General features: G+C 72.5%; 14 protein-coding genes and 2 tRNA genes. 12 read left to right on the forward strand and 4 right to left on the reverse strand.

The window, feature by feature from the left end; translation table 11 throughout:
- Positions 1-100: 100 nt before the first annotated feature.
- The 3 genes from B124_RS16860 to B124_RS16870 all read left to right on the forward strand — a co-directional run bounded on the left by B124_RS16860 (position 101) and on the right by B124_RS16870 (position 2735).
- On the forward strand, positions 101-586 hold the full coding sequence (locus tag B124_RS16860; protein ID WP_496503668.1) for a ribose-5-phosphate isomerase: 486 nt from the start codon (positions 101-103) through the stop codon (positions 584-586).
- Between the two features lie 51 nt (positions 587-637).
- A complete protein-coding gene (locus B124_RS16865) occupies positions 638-1447 on the forward strand; it encodes an Fpg/Nei family DNA glycosylase (protein ID WP_496503669.1) in 810 nt (269 codons plus the stop codon).
- 145 nt (positions 1448-1592) lie between these two features.
- Positions 1593-2735 carry a SpoIIE family protein phosphatase gene (locus tag B124_RS16870; protein ID WP_496503670.1) on the forward strand — a complete coding sequence of 381 codons (1143 nt, stop codon included), beginning with the start codon at positions 1593-1595 and terminating at the stop codon, positions 2733-2735.
- A gap of 127 nt (positions 2736-2862) precedes the next feature.
- Here B124_RS16870 and B124_RS16875 read toward each other — a convergent pair whose 3' ends face one another.
- Complete coding sequence (locus B124_RS16875) at positions 2863-4053, reverse strand: cation:proton antiporter (RefSeq protein ID WP_496503671.1); 1191 nt, start codon at positions 4051-4053, stop codon at positions 2863-2865.
- 309 nt (positions 4054-4362) lie between these two features.
- Between B124_RS16875 and B124_RS16880 the strand changes: the two genes are divergently transcribed.
- Together B124_RS16880 and B124_RS16885 are read left to right on the forward strand one after the other, a co-directional pair.
- Positions 4363-5172 (forward strand): ABC transporter ATP-binding protein, encoded by an 810-nt coding sequence (locus B124_RS16880; protein ID WP_496503672.1) that lies wholly within the window; start codon positions 4363-4365, stop codon positions 5170-5172.
- Between the two features lie 5 nt (positions 5173-5177).
- Positions 5178-7904, forward strand: coding sequence for an FtsX-like permease family protein (locus B124_RS16885; RefSeq protein WP_496503694.1), 2727 nt, complete (start codon positions 5178-5180; stop codon positions 7902-7904).
- A 179-nt stretch (positions 7905-8083) separates the two neighbouring features.
- Here B124_RS16885 and B124_RS16890 read toward each other — a convergent pair whose 3' ends face one another.
- Positions 8084-9220 carry an acyltransferase family protein gene (locus B124_RS16890; protein WP_496503673.1) on the reverse strand — a complete coding sequence of 379 codons (1137 nt, stop codon included), beginning with the start codon at positions 9218-9220 and terminating at the stop codon, positions 8084-8086.
- 621 nt (positions 9221-9841) lie between these two features.
- Between B124_RS16890 and B124_RS16895 the strand changes: the two genes are divergently transcribed.
- Positions 9842-10036 carry a hypothetical protein gene (locus tag B124_RS16895; RefSeq protein WP_496503674.1) on the forward strand — a complete coding sequence of 65 codons (195 nt, stop codon included), beginning with the start codon at positions 9842-9844 and terminating at the stop codon, positions 10034-10036.
- A 107-nt stretch (positions 10037-10143) separates the two neighbouring features.
- Here B124_RS16895 and B124_RS16900 read toward each other — a convergent pair.
- Positions 10144-10214 (reverse strand) — tRNA-Gly (locus tag B124_RS16900).
- 225 nt (positions 10215-10439) lie between these two features.
- Between B124_RS16900 and B124_RS16905 the strand changes: the two genes are divergently transcribed.
- The 5 genes from B124_RS16905 to clpX all read left to right on the forward strand — a co-directional run bounded on the left by B124_RS16905 (position 10440) and on the right by clpX (position 16061).
- Positions 10440-10516 (forward strand) — tRNA-Pro (locus B124_RS16905).
- 195 nt (positions 10517-10711) lie between these two features.
- Entirely contained in the window at positions 10712-12100 is a 1389-nt protein-coding gene (gene tig / locus B124_RS16910) for a trigger factor (RefSeq protein ID WP_496503675.1), read from the forward strand.
- Positions 12101-13144: 1044 nt separating this feature from the next.
- Positions 13145-13747 (forward strand): ATP-dependent Clp protease proteolytic subunit, encoded by a 603-nt coding sequence (locus B124_RS16915; protein ID WP_107086199.1) that lies wholly within the window; start codon positions 13145-13147, stop codon positions 13745-13747.
- A gap of 115 nt (positions 13748-13862) precedes the next feature.
- A complete protein-coding gene (locus tag B124_RS16920; RefSeq protein ID WP_496503676.1) occupies positions 13863-14555 on the forward strand; it encodes an ATP-dependent Clp protease proteolytic subunit in 693 nt (230 codons plus the stop codon).
- Positions 14556-14768: 213 nt separating this feature from the next.
- Positions 14769-16061, forward strand: coding sequence for an ATP-dependent Clp protease ATP-binding subunit ClpX (gene clpX / locus B124_RS16925; protein ID WP_496503677.1), 1293 nt, complete (start codon positions 14769-14771; stop codon positions 16059-16061).
- 102 nt (positions 16062-16163) lie between these two features.
- Here the strand turns inward: clpX and B124_RS16930 are convergent, their stop codons facing one another.
- On the reverse strand, positions 16164-17276 hold the full coding sequence (locus tag B124_RS16930) for a hypothetical protein (protein ID WP_496503678.1): 1113 nt from the start codon (positions 17274-17276) through the stop codon (positions 16164-16166).
- 162 nt (positions 17277-17438) lie between these two features.
- Between B124_RS16930 and B124_RS16935 the strand changes: the two genes are divergently transcribed.
- Positions 17439-20057 carry a valine--tRNA ligase gene (locus B124_RS16935; RefSeq protein ID WP_496503679.1) on the forward strand — a complete coding sequence of 873 codons (2619 nt, stop codon included), beginning with the start codon at positions 17439-17441 and terminating at the stop codon, positions 20055-20057.
- Positions 20058-20059: the final 2 nt, after the last annotated feature.

Here is a 20059-nt window from a genome sequence, read left to right on the forward strand (position 1 = left end):
GAGGGGGCACCGGACGGCGGATGGCGGACCCCCGCCCGGGTCGGCGGCGCCGGGCCGGGCGCGCGCAGCCGGGCTGAGCGGGGCCCGTAGACTCCGGGCCATGCGCGTGTACCTCGGCAGTGACCATGCCGGCTACGAACTCAAGAACCACCTCCTCGCCTGGCTCCGGGAGCACGGGCACGACCCCGTCGACTGCGGTCCGCTGATCTACGACGCCGCCGACGACTACCCGCCGTTCTGCCTGCGCGCCGCCGAGCGCACCGTCGCCGACGCCGGCAGCCTCGGCATCGTCATCGGCGGCTCCGGCAACGGCGAGCAGATCGCCGCCAACAAGGTGGCGGGCGTGCGCTGCGCGCTGGCGTGGAGCGAGGAGACGGCGCGGCTGGCGCGCGAGCACAACGACGCCAACGTCGTCAGCGTCGGCGCGCGGATGCACACGCGTGACGAGGCCACCAGCTTCGTCGAGGTGTTCCTCGCCACCCCGTACCCCGGCGAGGAGCGCCACCAGCGGCGCATCGACATGCTCAGCGCGTACGAGCAGAGCGGCAAGCTCCCCGACGTGCCGGCGCACCACCCGCAGCCGTAGCGGCCACCAGCAGGGGCAGGGACAAGCAGGCGCAGGACCGGGAGAGGACGTATGCCTGAGGGCCACACCATCCACCGCCTGTCCGTCGAGTACGGCGTACGCTTCGGCGGCCGGGCGGTCCGGGCGGCCAGCCCGCAGGGCAAGTTCGCCGACGGCGCCGCGCTCATCGACGGCTGCCGGCTGACCGGCACCGACGCCCACGGCAAGCACCTCTTCCTCGGCTTCGGCCCCGTCGGCCACCTCCACGTCCACCTCGGCATCTACGGCAAGGCCGGCTTCGGCGACGGCCCCGCGCCGCCGCCCGTCGGCGCCGTCCGGCTGCGGCTGGCCACCGGCGCCGGCTACGCCGACCTGCGCGGCCCCTCGGCGTGCGAGCTGATCACCGAGGAGGAGAAGGACGCCGTGCACGCCCGGCTCGGCGACGACCCGCTGCGCGCCGGCGACGACGGCGAGGCGGCGTGGGTGCGGATATCGCGCAGCCGCGCGCCGGTCGCCACGCTGCTCATGGACCAGCGGGTGATCTCCGGCGTCGGCAACATCTACCGCACCGAGGTCCTCTTCCGGCACGGCATCGACCCGTACCGCGCGGGCCGCGACCTCGCCCGCCCCGCCTGGGAGGCGGTCTGGGCGGACCTCAAGGCGCTGATGCGCGAGGGCGTACGCACCGGGCGCATCGACACCGTAAGGACCGAGCACCTGCCGGAGGCGATGGGCCGCCCGCCGCGCGTCGACGGGCACGGCGGCGAGGTCTACGTCTACCGCCGCGCGGGCCGTCCCTGCCACCTCTGCGGCACCGACGTACGCACCGCCACGCTCGCCGCCCGCAACCTTTTCTGGTGCCCCACGTGCCAGCCCACGTGACCCTCGTCCCAACTGCGGCCGGGCAGGCTCTCCTTCGCTCAAAACGCCGCGAATTCGCATACGATTCCGGCAGTGCCGCCCGAAGAGTGCGGTCGGCACGCCGTGAATCGACGCCCGGCGCGGCGGGTGGATAGGGTCCCGGGGCATGGCCGGAGGTGCGGATTCCACCTCGCACGCGGCCCGGTGGCACAAGGCGCTGCACCGGGCCCGCGTCGGCGTGCGCCGAGCCGGTGTCGACTACTTTCGCGGTGAGGGCTCCGACTGGATCGCCCTCGTCGCCCTCCTGCTGACGATCCCGGCGCTGGCCGCCGGCACGCTGCTCTCGGCGGCCTGGGTCTCGCCGGCCGCGCTGGTGCTGCCGATCTTCATCGGCGGCCTGGTGCTGCGGCCCGCCAGCCTCCTCGCGCTGTACGCCGCGTCCGCCACCGCGCTCATCATCGAGTCGATGCTCCTCGGCCCGTACGCCGAAGGCCCGGCCCGGGTGACGCCGGGCACGGTGCTCGTGATCGCCTCGGTCGGCCTGACCGGGCTGACCGTCGCGCAGTTCCGCAGCCGCGTGGGCGTGCCGTGGCGGCGCGGCGGCACGATGCTCTTCGACCTGCGCGAGCGGATCCGGGTGCAGAGCAAGCTGCCGCGGCTGCCGCGCGGCTGGCACGCGGAGATGTCGCTGCGCCCCGCCGGCGGGCAGTCCTTCTCCGGCGACTTCGTCGTCGCCTCCCGCACCCAGGGCGGCCACATCCTGGAGGCCGTGCTCACCGACGTCTCCGGCAAGGGCATGGCGGCCGGGTCGCGGGCGCTGCTGCTGTCCGGCGCCTTCGGCGGGCTGCTCGGCTCGCTGCCGCCGCACGACTTCCTGCCCGCCGCCAACGGCTATCTGCTGCGCCAGGAGTGGCAGGAGGGCTTCGCCACCTCCGTGCACCTGGTGCTCGACCTGGAGTCCGGGGACTACGAGCTGTTCTCGGCCGGGCACGTGCCGGGCGTGCAGCTCAGCGCCGGCACCGGGCGCTGGGAGGAGAAGGGCGCGGAGGGGCCGCTGCTCGGCGTGGTGGAGGAGGCGCAGTTCGACCCGCTGAAGGGGACGCTGCGCCGCGGGGACGTGCTGATGCTCTTCTCGGACGGCCTCGTCGAGGCGCCGGACCGGGATCTGAGCGACGGTATGGACCGGTTGATAGGAGAGGCGGACCAGTACGCGTCGAGCACGTTCCGGGGCGCGGCCTGGCATCTGATCGAGAAGGTGGCCAAGGACGTCAAGGACGACCGGGCGCTGCTGCTGATCTGCCGCGAGTGAGGCGTACGGGGCCGGGCGCGGGGCCGCCGGGCGGCCCGTAGCGTGCGGACGGCCCGTGGCGTGCGGACGTGCCGGGACCGGGGCGCCTGCGCCCCGGCGCCGCGCGCGTACGCCCCGGCCCCCGCGGTCAGTTGGCCGCCGCCTGCGGCGCCGGCTCCAGCGGACCGCCGCCGCCGGGCGGTCTGCCCCCGGGCAGGATGCGGGCCAGCCAGTGCGACCGGCCGGCGGCCAGCGGCGCGAGCACGGCGAGCAGCAGCACGTACCCGGCGATGAACGGCGACAGCCGCCGGTCGAGCCCGGCCGTGGCCGCCATGGTGGCCAGGATCAGCGCGAACTCGCCGCGGGCCATCAGCGTCAGCGCGACGTTCGCCGCGGGCACCGCGCCGAACCCGTACAGCTTCCTGGTGACCAGGCCGGTCGTCACGTTCATCACGATCGTCAGCAGCACCGCGAGGGCCACCGGGGCCGCGACCGGGGGCAGGTCGCCCGGGTCGATCGAGAGCCCGAAGCCGAAGAAGAAGATGGCGCCGAAGGCGTCCCGCAGCGGGTGCACCAGCGTACGGATCCGCTCCGCGGACGTCGTGCTGCCGAGCATCAGGCCGACCATGAACGCGCCGATGGCGTCCGCCACCCCGAACCACTCCGAGATCCCCGCGACCAGCACCGCGGCGCCGAGGAAGGAGATGACGAGCAGTTCGTTGTCCCGGGTGTCGAAGAGCCGGCTGATGACCCTGGTGCCGAAGCGCGCGAGGGTGGCCAGGGCCAGCAGGAACGCCAGCGCCTTGCCGGCTTGCAGGACGGCCTCGCCGGGGCCTTCCGCGCCGGAGAGGACGGGCTGCAGGACGGCCAGGTAGAGGGCGAGGAACAGGTCGTCGACCACGATGATGCCGAGGATGGGCTTGGTCTCGTCGTTCCCGAGCCGGCGCAGGTCGACGAGGATCTTCGTGACGATCGCGGACGAGGAGATGCCGACCACGCCGGCGAGCACCAGCGCCTCGGAGGTGCCCCAGCCGAGCGCGAAGCCGAAGCCGAGTCCGGCGCCCACGTTGAGTATCAGGTAGATGCCGCCCGCCAGGGCCATGCGGCGACCGCCCGACTTCAGGTCGTCCATGTGGAATTCGAGGCCGAGGTAGAACAGCAGCAGGACGAGGCCCAGAGCGGTGAGCATCTCCAGGTCGTGCGGGTCCGCCACCAGCACGATGCCGGGGGTGTTCGGGCCGAGCAGGATGCCGGCCAGGATGAAGAGCGGGATGGTGGGCAGCCCGATGCGGCTGCCGATACGGGCGAGGATGGCGGCGGCCATGAAGGCACCGCCCATGGCGATCAGGGTGTCTGCGTGTCCGATGGGTTCCTCCCGGGGTCGTGGGGACGGCCGTTCCGGGACCTGAGCCCTTTACTTACTTTACCTTAGTGTTTACCTGGCAATTAGTCTGCCGGGCGCACCTCCCCGCCGGTCGGAAGCGCCGCCACCTCGGGTTAACCCCACCCCGGGTCCGCCAGCAGCCGCCATGGCTGCGGCCCGGCCCCGCTCCGTAGCGTCGGACCCACGATGACCGGGGCACCGGACCCGGCGACGGCACGGCCACGGCCACGGCCTCGGCGACGGCAAGGACGAAGGGCGGACGACATGCGGCTGCGGAGCAGGGGAGAGCGGCAGGACGACGGGGCGCCCGCCGCCCTCGGCCACGCCGTCGAACTGCGTGGCGTACAGCGGCGCTACGGCCGCGGGGCCGGCGCCGTCCACGCGCTGCGCGGCATCGACCTCGCCCTCCCCCGGGGCACGTACACCGCCGTCATGGGCCCCTCCGGCTCCGGCAAGTCCACGCTCCTGCAGTGCGCCGCGGGGCTCGACCGGCCCACCGCGGGCTCGGTGCTCCTCGGTGGCACGGAGCTGACCGGGCTCGGCGAGAACAAGCTCACCGAACTGCGCCGCAGCCGCCTGGGGTTCGTCTTCCAGGCGTTCAACCTGCTGCCGTCGCTGACCGTCGAGCAGAACGTACTGCTGCCGATGCGGCTCGCCGGGCGGCGCGCCGACCACCGCCGGGCGGCGGAGGTGCTGACGCAGGTCGGGCTCGCGGCACACGGCAGGCGGCGGCCGGCGGAGCTGTCCGGCGGCCAGCAGCAGCGGGTGGCGATCGCCCGCGCGCTGATCACCAGGCCGGACGTGATCTTCGCGGACGAGCCGACGGGGGCGCTGGACACGCGCACGGCCGCGGAGATCCTGGCCCTGCTGCGGCACGCGGTGGACGGGCTGGGCGCGACGGTGGTCATGGTCACCCACGACCCGGTCGCCGCGTCGTACGCGGACGTGGCGCTGTTCCTCGCGGACGGCGCCCTGGCGGGCAGCCTCCAGCGGCCGACGGCGGAGCAGGTCGCGGCCCGGATGGCGGCCCTGGACCCGCGCGGCTCGGGGTCCGCGGCCGGGACGGCGGCGTGAGCGGGATGGCACGCGGGCCGCACGGCGAGGAGGCGGACCGGGCGGGCGGCGGCCCGGCCCGGGGCGGTCCCTCGTATTCGTACGGGCCGGATGAGCGCTCCGGCAGAGGCGGCCGGGAGGGCGGAACGGCGCCCGCGTACGGGCCCGGCACCCCGGGGGGCGGCGGCTCGCCGGAGGCCGGGAGGCGGGCGCGTACGAACGGGCTCGCGCGGGCCGCGCTGCGGTTCCGGCCGGGCGGCTTCGCCGGGACGTTCGTCGCGCTGATGATGGCGGCGCTGATCGTGTCGGCCTGCGGCATCCTGCTGGAGACGGGCGTACGGGCCACGGTGCCGCCCCAGCGGTACGCGAACGCGCCGGTGGTGGTCGCCGCGGACCAGCGGGCGCACCTGACGGTGGGCAGCGGCGACGGCGCGTACGACGCCTCGGAACAGGTGCCGGACCGGGCGCGGGTGAAGGCGGACCTGGCCGAGCGCGTCGCGAAGGCCCGGGGCGTCGCGGCGGCGGTCCCGGACGGCACGTTCCCCACCCGCCTGGCGGCGCCGGGGGGACAGCCGGACGGCGCCGCGCTCACCGCGCAGGGCTGGGGCTCGCACGCCTTCACCGGCGCCGCGCTCACCGCGGGGTCGGCACCGGGGCCGGGCGAGGTGGTCCTCGACCACGCGACGGCCCGCGCCGCGGGCACGGAGGTGGGGGACAGGGTCACCCTCGTACTCCCGGCAGGACAGCAGGAGTTCCACGTCTCGGGCCTCGCGGCCCCGGCGGCGCCCACCGCCTCCCGGCCTGCCGTGCCCGTGACAGGCCGCCCCGGCGCCGTCTACCTCGCCGATGCCGCCGTCGCCCGTGCCGCCGGGCACCCCGGGCGTATCGACGCCGTCGCCGTGCTGCCCGCCGAGGGCGTCGGCGCCGGGCAGCTCGCCGACGCCGTGCGCGGCGCCGTGGGGGAGCGGGCCCGCGTGCACACCGGGGACGGGCGCGGGGCCGTGGAGGATCCCGGTGTCGTGGCGGCCGAGGAGGTGCTGACCGGGCTCGGCGGCTCGTTCGGCGGCATCGCCGCCACCGTCGCCGTCTTCACCGCCGCCGGCACCGTCGCCCTCTCCGTCGCGCAGCGCAGACGCGAGTTCGCCCTGCTCCGCGCCGTCGGCGCGACCCCGCGGCAGATCCGCCGCTCCGTGGCCGCCGAGGCGCTGCTCGTCGCGCCGGTCGCCGGGCTCGCCGGGCTGCTGCCCGGGATCGGGCTCGCCTCCTGGTGGTTCGGCCAGCTCAAGGCGCGCGACGCCGTGCCCGACGCCGTCGACCTGCACGTCTCCGTCATCCCGCTCGCCGTCGCCGTGGGCACCGCGCTGCTCAGCGCGCTGGTCGCCGGCTGGGCGGCCTCCCGCAGGCCCGCGCGGACCAAGCCCGGCCAGGCGCTCACCGAGGCGTCCGTGGAGCGGCCGCGCCCCGGGATCGTACGCACCGTCCTCGGCCTCGCCGCCGCCGGCGGCGGCCTCGCCCTCAGCGGCGTCGCGGCCCGCTCCGCGGGGGACGACGCGGCGGAGGCGGCGCTCGGCGTGGTGATGCTGTTCATGCTGGCCGTCGCGCTGCTGGGGCCGCTGATCGCGCGGCTGGCCGCCGCGCTGTTCGGCCTGCCGCTGCGCGCGGGCGACGCCGCCGCGGAGCTGGCCGCCGCCAACTCCCGTACGAACGCCCGCCGGCTGGCCTCCGCGATCACTCCGATCGTGCTGGCGACGGCGTTCGCCTCGGTGCTGGTCTTCATGCACACCAGTGAGGACCACGCCACCGCGACCCAGCAGCGTGCCGGCGTCACCGCCGACCACGTCGTCACCCACCCCGGCGGGCTGCCCGCCGACGCCGCCGCGCGCGCGGCACGGCAGCCCGGGGTGGACGCGGCGGTGGGCGTGCTGCGCGCGGAGGTGCTGGTGCCGGTCGGCGGCGGGGGCGACCGGTGGCTGCAGAGCGCGACGGCGCAAGGCGTCGCCGGCGACGGGCTCACCCGCGTCCAGGATCTCGACGTACGCGACGGAGCCCTCGACCGGCTGCACGACCCCGGCACGGTGGCGCTCGACGAGAACCTGGCCCGCTCCGCGGGCGTCGGCGTCGGCGAGCGCGTCGAGCTGCGGCTGCCGGACGGCACGCCGGTGAAGGCCGAGGTGGCGGCCACGTACGGGCGGGGCCTCGGGCTCGCCCGGGTGACGCTGGACCGCGCCGCGCTGGCGGGGCACGTCACCGCGGCGTACGACACGGACCTGCTGGTCAGCGGCGGTCGCGCCGCCGACCTCGGCGCGCTGGGCGGCGCCGGCACCGCGGTGACCGACGCGGCCGGCTACGCGCAGCGGCAGGACGCCGACCGCAGCCTCAACCGCTGGGCGAACTACACCATGGCCGGCGTGCTCGGCGGCTTCGCCGCGATCGCGGCGGTCAACACCCTCGTCATGACGGTGCTGGACCGCCGCCGCGAACTGGGGATGCTGCGGCTGATCGGCTCCACCCGGCGCCAGGTCCTGGGCATGATCCGCTGGGAGGGCCTGCTCGTCGGGGTCGCGGGCCTGGTGCTGGGCGGGGCGATCGCGGCGGCGACCCTGGTGCCGATGGTCCGCGGCATCACGGGCGGGGAGCCGTATCTGCCGCCGCTGACGGTCGCGGGTTTCACGGCGGGGGCCGTGGGACTCGGGCTGCTGGGCACGGCGCTGCCGGCCCGCGCGGCGCTGCGGCGGGCGGAGCAGCCGGGCTGACGGTGGGCGGGGGCGCGGTTTCGTACGAGAAGCGGCACGAGAAGCCGTATCAGAAGCCGCACCGAAGGCTGCACAGATAGCCGCACGGGAAGCCGTGGGCGAGCGCGTACGGGAACGTGAGCGGCCCGGGCCGCCCTTTCGCGAGGAGGGGCGGCCCGGGCCGCGTGCCGTACCGGGACTCAGCGAGAGGCGCTCGCGCGCTCCCGCTCGGGGGCCCGCTCCGCCGCCGGCCGCGAGCGCGGCGAGCTGCCGTGCTTGTCGCCGGGGTCGGGCCGGAACAGCCAGTTCATCTTCGGCTCCATGGCCCACCGGAACATCTGCCGCACCGGCGGGGTGCACAGCACGGTGATGATCACGACCGCGACCGCCGTCACGGCGATGGCGCCCAGCGGCGTGTGCACGAAGTCGTGGTCGTACCAGCCCCAGAAGCGCGAGCCCTTGGCGAGGAACCCGTGCAGCAGGTAGCCGTAGAGCGTGCCCGCGCCCAGCACCGTGAACCACATCGTGCGCCGCGGCACCCAGGCCAGGAAGCACGCCGTGAGGACCAGCGCACAGCCGAACATCGCGAACGTCATCGCCGGCCCGGCCCAGATGGGCGCGCCCAGCTCCTGCGCGGAGTCGCGGTGGTAGAACCAGCCGGCGTTCATCCGCGGCACGGCCCAGTACGCGACGACCGCGGCCATCAGGACCACGGGCACCGACAGCAGCCGCACCTCGCGCCTGCGCACCAGTTGGAAGTGCTCCGGCCTGAGCATGAGGCCGAGGACGAAGAAGGGCATGAACTGCAGCACGCGCTGCAGGTCGAGGTCGTTGCCGACCGTGTCGCTCATGGACGCGGCGATGGCGATGACCAGCGCCAGCGGAACCGGCCAGCGCACCGCCTTCCACAGCGGTGTCGTCATCCGCCAGACGAACAGCGCGATGAGGAACCACGTCAGATACCACGGGTCGAGGATGCTGATGCGGTAGTCGGGGACCTCGCCCGCCCAGCGGTTGAAGAACGTGTACGCGGTCTCGAAGATCACGTACGGCACGAGGACGCCGGTGACCAGCCGCTGCACGCGCCCGGGGCGGCCCAGGTCGAACGAGCGTGACATATAGCCGGAGATGAGGATGAACGCCGGCATGTGGAAGGAGTAGACGAGCATGTAGAGCGCGGACGCGGCGCGGCTGTCGTCGCGCAGCGGCTCCCACGCGTGGCCGAGTGCGACCAGCACGATGGCCAGGTACTTTGCGTTGTCGAAGAAGGGGTCGCGGGTCTTCGGCTTGCCGGAATCGCCGGCCGGACGAGCCGCGGTCTGCGGCGGGTGGGTCACGGAGCCTCCAGGTACGAGTCCGGCGGCGGAACCCGGAACCGCACCGGCGGGTTGGGGTCGAGGGGGGATCGGAACATCGTCGGCACCCTAGCGTCCTGATGTCGGGCCCGTAAATTCGAAGTCGGTGTCGGCAATTTCCGTACGCTGATGAAGAACGGTGAGGTCAGTGGGCATCATCGTATGCCAGGTTTGTCCTGAATGAACCGGACATACGAGTACGAAGCATCGGCGTGTCCGTCGATCTTTTTTCGGCCATTCCCGGTGCGCATACACCCGGTGTGAATGGGGAATTGGGGCGTCTGGGAACGTCGTCCGCGTACCGTGTAATACGCATATCCGCGGCCTGGATCGCGGAATTCGGATTCGCCGCGACGGTTTCCCCTGGCCCGCCGCCGGGGATGGACCGCATGGGCGCATCGCCGGCGCGGAGGGAGTGCGGCGTCCCGCGTAGGAGGCCCCGCGTGCGCCGGGGGGCGCAGATCGGTGTAAGGGGCGCGAGATATCAGCCAGTTGGGCATCCCACGCACCTCCGTGCACCTCTTGGTGGCACGATGGACCCACCGGGGTGTGCGGGCGGCGGGTGCCCTGGGCGGGTGAACGAGAACCTAGGGGTGATCAGGCGTGGCTATCTCACTGTCATTGGTGCTGCTGATGGGGATCATCCTGGTCGTGCTGATCCGTGGCGGCTCGATCAAGATGGGCCCGGCGATCGTCGCGGTGCTCTTCGGCTTCTTCCTGGCGTCCACCAGCGCCGCTCCGGACATCAACGACGCCCTCGACGAGATCAGTCAGAGCATCAGCGACATCGGCACCTGACCGCTCCCCGGGACGACCCGGCCGCCGCGCACACGCCAACGGCCGGGATCCCGGCCTGCGCGCGTCGCGACGGACGCGGCGCGGCCCGGAGCCCGGCCGTCGCACCGAGCGGGTGACGGGAATCGAACCCGCGTGGCCAGCTTGGAAGGCTGGAGCTCTACCATTGAGCTACACCCGCAGATGCCACCTGCGTGGGTGGCACGCCCTGCATCGTAGCCTCTGCGCCCCCGATCCCGCACGCCACCGTGGCGTTGCATGCCCGCCGCCGCGCGCCGGGTACGGGCCGCGGTGCAGGCCGGCTGCCGGCCGCGTGCCGGCTGTGTGCCGGCCGCGTGCGGCGTCACCAGGGACGTAATCGGCGGCGGCGCGGCTGCGCGGGCATGTACCCTACTGCTCGCACACGCGGGGTGTGGCGCAGCTTGGTAGCGCGTCCGCTTTGGGAGCGGAAGGTCGTCGGTTCGAATCCGGCCACCCCGACCACGGCGGGGGCCTTCGTTTCGAAGGTCCCTTTATGGGGAGCGGACCCGGCACCGGTACTATGCAAGCTGCGTTCCTGCGTGCCTGGACCAGGCCGCTCCACGCCTCGCCAGAAGCCGGACCCAGAGGCCGGACGCAGCCACAAGAAGTCCAGAAGAAGTACAGCACTTCCCAGACGCCATCCCAAGGAGACCGACCGTGAAGAGCGCCGTGGAGACCCTGAACCCGACCCGGGTTCGGCTCACTGTCGAGGTGCCCTTCGAGGAGCTCAAGCCCAGCCTCGACGCGGCGTACAAGAAGATCAACCAGCAGGTCACCGTGCCGGGCTTCCGCAAGGGCAAGATCCCGGCCCGCATCATCGACCAGCGGTTCGGTCGCGGCGCCGTCCTGGAGGAGGCCGTCAACGACGCGCTGCCGAAGCTCTACGAGGACGCCGTCAACGAGGGCGACCTCAAGCCGCTGGGCCGGCCCGAGGTCGACATCACCGAGCTGAAGGACAACGAGACGCTGACCTTCACCGCCGAGGTCGACATCCGCCCCGAGTTCGAGATCCCGGACTACTCCGGCATCAGCGTCGAGGTCGACGCCGTCGAGGTGCCCGACGAGGACGTCGACAAGTCCGTCGAGCAGCTCCGCGAGCGCTTCGCGTCCACCACGCCGGTGGAGCGGGCCGCGGCCGAGGGCGACGTCGTCACCATCGACCTGGAGGCGAGCGTCGACGGCGAGGTGCTGGACGACGGCGTCGCCAGCGGCGTGTCGTACACCATCGGCTCCGGTGAGCTGCTGGACGGCATCGACGAGGCGGTCACCGGCCTGGAGGCCGGCGGCTCCGCGACGTTCGCCTCCGAGCTGAAGGGCGGCTCCGCGGCCGGCCAGGAGGCGCAGGTCAAGGTCGAGGTCACGCAGGTCGCCGAGCGCGAGCTGCCGGAGCTGGACGATGAATTCGCCCAGATGGCCAGCGAGTTCGACACGCTGGAGGAGATGCGGGCGGACAGCCGCAAGCGGCTGGAGCAGATGAAGCGCTACGACCAGGCGCAGCAGGCCCAGGAGAAGGTGCTGGACGAGCTGCTCGGCCTGGTGGAGATCCCGGTGCCGGAGAAGCTGCTGGAGGAGGAGATCTCCACCCGCCGGCACAACCTGGAGAACCACCAGCTGGCGCAGATGGGGATGACCCTCGAGGGCTACCTGAAGCTTCAGGAGAAGACCGCCGAGGAGTTCGAGGCGGAGCTGAAGGAGCAGGCGGAGCGCGGCATCCGCACCCAGTTCGTCCTGGACGAGCTGGTGGGCAAGGAGCAGGTGAACGTCGGCCAGGAAGAGCTGACCGAGCACCTGATGCGCCGCGCCCAGTCCTCGGGGATGAGCCCGGACCAGTTCGCCCAGGCGGTCGTCGAGGGCGGCCAGGTGCCGGTGCTGGTCGGCGAGGTGGCCCGCGGCAAGGCCCTGGCGGTCGTGGTGGAGGCCGCGGAGGTCAAGGACACGAACGGCGAGCCGGTGGACCTGTCGGACGAGGACGAGACCGCCGAGACGGTCGAGGCGGAGTCCGACGAGGCCGAGGCCGAGCAGAAGCCGGAGAAGGCAGACGCCTGACCCGGACGAACCGAACACGACCACGGGCCCTGCCGCACCGCGGCAGGGCCCGGGCCACGCCTGGGGGCCGGCGGGCCAGCCACGGCGGCCCTGCGAACCTACGCCGCCCGACAGCACCCCACGCGCCCTCCGCGCCACGGCCGCCGGTCCCGGGCGCGGTGCGCGGCGGGAATCCCGCGCCCCTTGCGCGCGCTTCGCGCGTCGTGGCGGCGCGCGGTCCCGGTGCAGTGCCTGCCGCCCCCCCGCGGGGGACGTGGTCCCATTGCGCCGGGTCCGCACCCGACACCCACGGTGCCTGCCGGCCCCCGCGGGGGCGCGGTGGTGCGCGAGCAGGCCGCGCGGCATCGCCCCGCGCCTCGTCCCCCGGCCGTCACCGGAGCCGCCGCCGCGGCGGTGAGCGGCGGGATCCCGCACTCCTCACGGGCGCTTCGCGCGTTGCGCCCGTGCGTGAGCGGGCCGTGGGCTCTGCGCCGGTCCCGGCCGCGATGCGCCGCGGGACTCCCGCGCCGCGCACGCGCGCTTCGCGCGTCGTGCCCCGGCCCGCCCCACGCCGTGGCCAACCCCACATGCGGACGCCCGCAGCCCCCGCGCCCTCCGGCGTACCCGCGGCAGGGGCCGCCGGGCGGGCGGGCTGCCGGGGCCGCAGGGCCGCGCTCGCGGCGTCGGCGTGCTGCGGCGACTCCGCGCCTGCCGCATGCGCGGTGCGCTCCGGGGCGGCGCGGGTCCCGGCCCGCGTGCGCTGGTGCCGCCCGCCGGCCGGAGGCCGGGGACGCCCGCTCCCGGGTTATCCTTCCCACCCCGCCGTGCCGCCCGCAGGGCCCGGGTGCCCCGCAGACCCGGCTCGCCACGGTGCCCGGCACCCCGCCGTGCCGCCCGCAGGGCCCCCGCAGGGCCTGCGCTCACAGCGAACAGTTCCGGAACCGGGATGGCCGTCGCCTACCTGCGCGTTAGGGTCCATAAGCAAGTCAGGCAAGTCAGGAACGTACAGTCAGACGGCCTCTGGCGGCCGTCGCAGAGTGAGCAGGTGGACACGTGACGAACCCGATGCTTTCCGGCCCGGGCGAGCCGTCCTTCGGCGGCCTTGGCGACCAGGTCTACAACCGGCTGCTCAACGAGCGCATCATCTTCCTCGGTCAGCCGGTCGACGACGATATCGCCAACAAGATCACGGCGCAGCTCCTCCTCCTCGCCGCCGACCCGGACAAGGACATCAACCTCTACATCAACAGCCCGGGCGGTTCCGTGACCGCCGGGATGGCGATCTACGACACGATGCAGTTCATCAAGAACGACATCGTCACCATCGCCCTGGGTCTCGCGGCCTCCATGGGCCAGTTCCTGCTCAGCGCCGGCACCCCCGGCAAGCGCTTCGCGCTGCCGAACGCCGAGATCCTGATCCACCAGCCGTCCGCCGGCCTGGCCGGCTCGGCGACGGACATCAAGATCCACGCCGAGCAGCTCATCCGCACGAAGAAGAAGATGGCGGAGCTCACCTCGCTGCACACCGGCCAGACCGTCGAGCAGGTCACCCACGACTCCGACCGTGACCGCTGGTTCTCCGCCGAGGAGGCCAAGGAGTACGGCCTGATCGACGAGGTCATGCCGTCGGCCTCGGGCATCCCCGGCGGCGGCGGCACCGGCGCCTGAGGCCCGGCGTCCGGCCCCCCGACGGGGCCCGCCCGGTCCCGGCGCCCGGCAACGACCCGCAAACAGCCCCGCGCAGCCTTTCTCAGCCGCACTGCCACCAGGACGGAACACCACGATGCAGAACTTCCCCGGACGCGGCCTCTACGACCGCATGGCCGACGAGGCCGCCGACGCCCGCGGTTCGCTGGGCGCCGAGTCCCGCTACGTCATCCCGCGCTTCGTCGAGCGCACCTCGCAGGGCATCCGCGAGTACGACCCGTACGCGAAGCTCTTCGAGGAGCGCGTCATCTTCCTCGGCGTGCAGATCGACGACGCCTCCGCGAACGACGTGATGGCCCAACTCCTGTGCCTGGAGTCGATGGACCCGGACCGGGACATCTCGGTCTACATCAACAGCCCCGGCGGCTCCTTCACGGCGCTCACCGCCATTTACGACACGATGCAGTTCGTCAAGCCGGACATCCAGACCGTCTGCATGGGCCAGGCCGCCTCGGCCGCCGCCGTGCTGCTGGCCGCCGGCACCGAGGGCAAGCGCATGGCCCTGCCGAACGCGCGCATCCTGATCCACCAGCCGTACACCGAGACCGGCCGCGGCCAGGTCTCCGACCTGGAGATCGCCGCGAAGGAGATCTTCCGGATGCGTAACCAGCTCGAGGAGATGCTGGCCAAGCACTCGACGACGCCGATCGAGAAGATCAAGGACGACATCGAGCGGGACAAGATCCTCACCGCCGAGGAGTCGCTGGAGTACGGCCTGATCGACCAGATCGTCTCCACCCGCAAGCTGTCCGCCGGCATCGGCGGCTGACGGCTCGCGGCGGCTGCCGGCTCCGTATCCGCGGCGCCGGACCCCGTCCGGGCCCTTGTCCTCTGGACAGGGCCGCCCGTGGAGCGGTCCCCTGGGAAGCGAACCAGTGAGTTGGGCCCAAGGGGACCGCTCGGGGCTCCGGGCAAGGTACCGTCGATACGCAACCAGGTTCCGCCCCCCAAGAGCGGATCCCAGGCGAAGGGGAAGCACCTCGTGGCACGCATCGGTGACGGCGGCGATCTGCTCAAATGCTCGTTCTGCGGCAAGAGCCAGAAGCAGGTCAAGAAGCTCATCGCAGGACCCGGTGTATACATCTGCGACGAGTGCATCGACCTCTGTAACGAGATCATCGAAGAGGAGCTCGCGGAGAGTTCCGAGGTGCGCTGGGAGGAACTGCCCAAGCCCCGCGAGATCTACGAGTTCCTTGAGGGCTACGTCGTCGGCCAGGAGGCCGCCAAGAAGGCGCTGTCCGTCGCGGTCTACAACCACTACAAGCGGGTGCAGGCCGGCGAGAACGGCGCCGCGGCGAAGGACCGCGAGGACGGCATCGAGCTGTCGAAGTCCAACATCCTGCTGCTCGGCCCCACCGGTTCCGGCAAGACGCTGCTGGCGCAGACCCTGGCCCGGATGCTCAACGTCCCCTTCGCCATCGCCGACGCCACCGCCCTCACCGAGGCGGGGTACGTCGGCGAGGACGTCGAGAACATCCTGCTGAAGCTGATCCAGGCCGCCGACTACGACGTCAAGAAGGCCGAGACCGGCATCATCTACATCGACGAGATCGACAAGGTCGCACGGAAGAGTGAGAACCCGTCGATCACCCGTGACGTCTCCGGCGAAGGCGTGCAGCAGGCGCTGCTGAAGATCCTGGAGGGCACCACCGCCTCCGTGCCGCCGCAGGGCGGCAGGAAGCACCCGCACCAGGAGTTCATCCAGATCGACACCACGAACGTGCTGTTCATCGTCGGCGGTGCCTTCGCCGGCCTGGAGAAGCTCATCGAGTCCCGGGCGGGCGCCAAGGGTATCGGCTTCGGCGCCACCATCCGCTCCAAGCGCGAGCTGGAGAACGAGGATCCGTTCCAGGAGGTCATGCCCGAGGACCTGGTGAAGTACGGCATGATCCCCGAGTTCATCGGGCGGCTGCCGGTCATCACCAGCGTGCACAACCTGGACCGGGCCGCCCTGCTGAAGATCCTCGTCGAGCCGCGGAACGCGCTCGTCAAGCAGTACCAGCGCCTCTTCGAACTCGACGGCGTCGAGCTGGACTTCGACCGCCCGGCGCTGGAGGCCATCGCCGACCAGGCCATCCTCCGCGGCACCGGCGCCCGTGGGCTGCGCGCCATCATGGAGGAGGTGCTGCAGTCGGTGATGTACGAGGTGCCGTCCCGCAAGGACGTCGCCCGCGTGGTCATCACGGAGGAGGCGGTGCACTCCAACGTCAACCCGACGCTGGTGCCCCGCTCCCGCAGCGCCGAGCCGGAGCAGCGGCACCAGGAGAGCGCCTGAGCCGCGCCGCCGTCCGCGCTCCGCAGGAGCGCCGCACCCCCAGACGAACCCATACGAAAGGGGCCGCCCACCGGGCGGCCCCTTCGCGTTGCGCTGTACGGATCAGCCGATCGGCACCCGGACGTCGTTGCGGACGTCAGCGGTGGTGGTCGCGGCGTCGTCGATGCTCATCTCACCGCCGGTGAGGATCAGCGACGGGTCGGTCAGGGCCACGTAGCCGATGGTGCTGCTGTCGGCCCAGGCGCAGGTCGGGAACTGGAAGCTGTCGACCGGTGAGGTGGAGTCCGCCGTGGTGAACTTGACGTACTGGCACTTCATCGAAGCGCCCTCCTCCAGCCCTTCGGGCTGGACCTCCTCCGGGCTGCCGACCAGCTCGGCCGTGTCGCCACCGCCCGCGGACGGGTCGGCGGCGGCCTCCTTCGCCATGTAGGTGAAGAACGCGTCCAGGACCATGTCCGGGTTGGAGACCTCGCCGTAGACGCCCTGGAACTGCAGGATCTTGGCCGTGGCGCTGTCGCCCGCCGTGTAGCCGGCGCCGACGTCCTGCGGGTTGGAGATCCCGATCGTCTCCAACTGGTCGATGTCGCTGGAGTTGAGCCCGGAGCCGGCGCTCGCCGCGTCGTCCTTCTGGTACTCGGTGGCGACCGTGTCGGGGGCCGTCAGCTTGTACTGCTTGCCGTCGTCGACGGGCGGGTCGTCCCCGCTGTCCGTGCCGTCGCCGTCGTCGCCCGTCTTGCCGCCGTCGGTCTGCGAGTTCTTCGACTCGTCCTTCTTGTCGTCACTGTCGTCGCCGCCGATGAGGAAGAACGCGGCCACGGCTATCACGGCGACCGCGACCACGGCGCCGACGACGATGAACAGGGTCTTGTTCTTGCCACCGGCCGGCGGGGGCGGCGGCGCCTGGCCGTAGCCGGCCTGCTGCTGCCCGTACGGGCCCGCCTGCTGCTGTCCGTACTGCTGCTGCTGGCCGTACCCCCCGGGCTGCCCGTACGCGCCGGGCTGCTGCTGTTGCCCGTAGCCCTGGTCGCCGCCCTGCTGCGGGTAGCCGTAACCGGGCTGACCCGGCTGGCCGCCCTGGGCGGGCTGGGAGTAAGGCGACGGCGCGGGCTGCTGCGGAGGCTGCTGGGGCTGGCCGTAGGGACCGGGCTGCCCGTACGGGCCTGGCTGCTGCCCTCCACCCCCGTACGGTCCGGGTGGCGGCTGGTTGTGACTCATTACGGTCCCCTCCGTGTGTAAGACTGCTCCGCCCATACTGTCGGATCACGCCGCGTTGTGCTGCCTCGGGTCCTCATCGGCTGCCGCGCGGTTGTCCACAAGGACGCACGCCGTCCACAAGTGGTTCGCAGCAGGATGTGACGCGGCTCTACACTGACCGTCGTGACCGACGCAGAGAACCCGCAGAGCAGCGCAGCAGAGCTTCCCACGCAGTACACCCCCGGCGAGGTCGAGACCTCGCTGTACGAGGGCTGGGTGGAGCGCGGTTACTTCGCGGCGGACGCCAAGAGCGACAAGCCGCCGTACACGGTCGTCATCCCCCCGCCGAACGTCACGGGGAGCCTCCATCTCGGCCACGCCTTCGAGCACACGCTGATCGACGCCCTCACCCGCCGCAAGCGCATGCAGGGGTACGAGACGCTGTGGCAGCCCGGCATGGATCACGCCGGCATCGCCACGCAGAACGTCGTGGAGCGCGAGCTGGCCAAGGAGGGCCTGTCGCGGCACGATCTGGGCCGCGATGCGTTCGTCGAGCGGGTGTGGAAGTGGAAGGCGGAGTCCGGCGGGCAGATCGCCGGCCAGATGCGCCGCCTCGGCGACGGCGTGGACTGGAGCCGCGACCGCTTCACGATGGACGAGGGCCTGTCGCGCGCCGTCCAGACCATCTTCAAGCGGCTGTACGACGACGAGTTGATCTACCGCGCCGAGCGCATCATCAACTGGTGCCCCCGCTGCCTCACCGCGATCTCCGACATCGAGGTGGAGTATCAGGACGACGACGGCGAGCTGGTCTCCATCCGCTACGGCGAGGGAGAGCAGTCCATCGTCGTGGCCACCACGCGCGCCGAGACGATGCTCGGCGACACCGCCGTCGCGGTCCACCCGGACGACGAGCGCTACCGCCACCTCGTCGGTACGGAGATCGTGCTGCCGCTCACCGGCCGCCGCATCCCCGTCGTCGCCGACGAGCACGTGGACCCGGAGTTCGGCACCGGCGCGGTGAAGGTGACCCCGGCGCACGACCCCAACGACTTCGAGATCGGCCGCCGGCACGGCCTGCCGATGCTGACGATCATGGACGAGCACGCGGTCATCACGGCCCACGGCCCGTTCCAGGGCCTGGACCGGCTGGAGGCCCGCTCGGCGATCGTCGCCGCGCTGCGCGCCGACGGCCGGATCGTGGCCGAGAAGCGGCCGTACGTGCACTCGGTGGGCCACTGCTCGCGCTGCAAGACCACGATCGAGCCGCGGCTGTCCATGCAGTGGTGGGTCAAGGTCGGCCCGCTGGCCAAGGCCGCGGGCGACGCGGTGCGCGACGGCCGGGTCGCCATCCACCCCAAGGAGATGGAGTCCCGCTACTTCGGCTGGGTCGACAACCTCAACGACTGGTGCATCTCCCGCCAGCTCTGGTGGGGCCACCGCATCCCCGTCTGGCACGGCCCGGACGGCGAGCTGGTGTGCGTCGGCCCCGACGAGGAGCCGCCGAGCGGCGAGGGCTGGACGCAGGACAGCGACGTGCTGGACACGTGGTTCTCGTCCGGCCTGTGGCCCTTCTCCACGCTGGGCTGGCCGGAGGAGACCGAGAGCCTGGCGAAGTTCTATCCGAACTCCGTCCTGGTCACGGGGTACGACATCCTCTTCTTCTGGGTCGCCCGGATGATGATGTTCGGGCTGTACGCGCGGGACGGTGAGATCCCGTTCCGCACGATCGCGCTGCACGGCATGGTCCGCGACCAGTTCGGCAAGAAGATGTCGAAGTCGTTCGGGAATGCGGTGGATCCGCTGGAGTGGATGGACAAGTACGGCTCCGACGCCGTCCGGTTCACCCTCGCCCGCGGCGCCAACCCCGGCACCGACGTGCCGATCGGCGAGGACTGGGTGCAGGGCTCGCGCAACTTCGCGAACAAGGTGTGGAACGCCACGCGCTTCGCGCTGATGAACGGCGCCACGGTCGAGGGCCCTATGCCCGCCGCGGCGGAGCTGTCCACCACGGACCGCTGGATCCTCTCCCGGCTGAACGCGGTCGTCGCCGAGGTCGACGCGCTCTACGAGGACTTCCAGTTCGCGAAGCTCTCCGACGTGCTGTTCCACTTCGCCTGGGACGAGGTCTTCGACTGGTACGTGGAGCTGTCCAAGACGACGTTCGCGGCCGGCGGCCCCGCGGCCGACGCCTCGCGCCGCGTCCTCGGCGAGGTCCTGGACGTCACGCTGCGACTGCTGCACCCGGTGGTCCCGTTCGTCACCGAGGCGCTGTGGACGACGCTGACGGGCCGCGAGTCCCTGGTGATCGCCGAGTGGCCCGCCGACTCCGGCTTCCGGGACGCGGCGGCCGAGGCGGAGATCGTGAAGCTCCAGGAGGTCGTCACCGAGGTCCGCCGCTTCCGCGCCGACCAGGGCCTGCAGCCGGGCCAGCGGGTGCCCGCCCGGGTGGAGCTGGCCGGTGCCGGTCTGGCGGCGCACGAGGCCGCCATGCGGCAACTGCTGCGCCTGCAGCCCGAGGGCGCGTCCTTCGCCGCCACGGCGTCGCTGCCGGTGGCCGGCGCGACCGTCGCGCTGGACCTGTCCGGGACGATCGACGTGGCGGCCGAGCGCAAGCGGCTGACGAAGGACCTGGCCGCGGCCGAGAAGGAGAAGACGCAGGCGGAGGCCAAGCTGGGGAACGATGGCTTTCTCGCCAAGGCGCCGGAGCCGGTCGTCGCGAAGATCCGTACCCGGCTGGCGAAGGCCGAGGAGGACATCGTCCGCATCGGCGCGCAGTTGGAGCGCCTGCCGCAGGCGTAGCG

Source organism: Streptomyces sp. CNP082 (assembly GCF_059570535.1).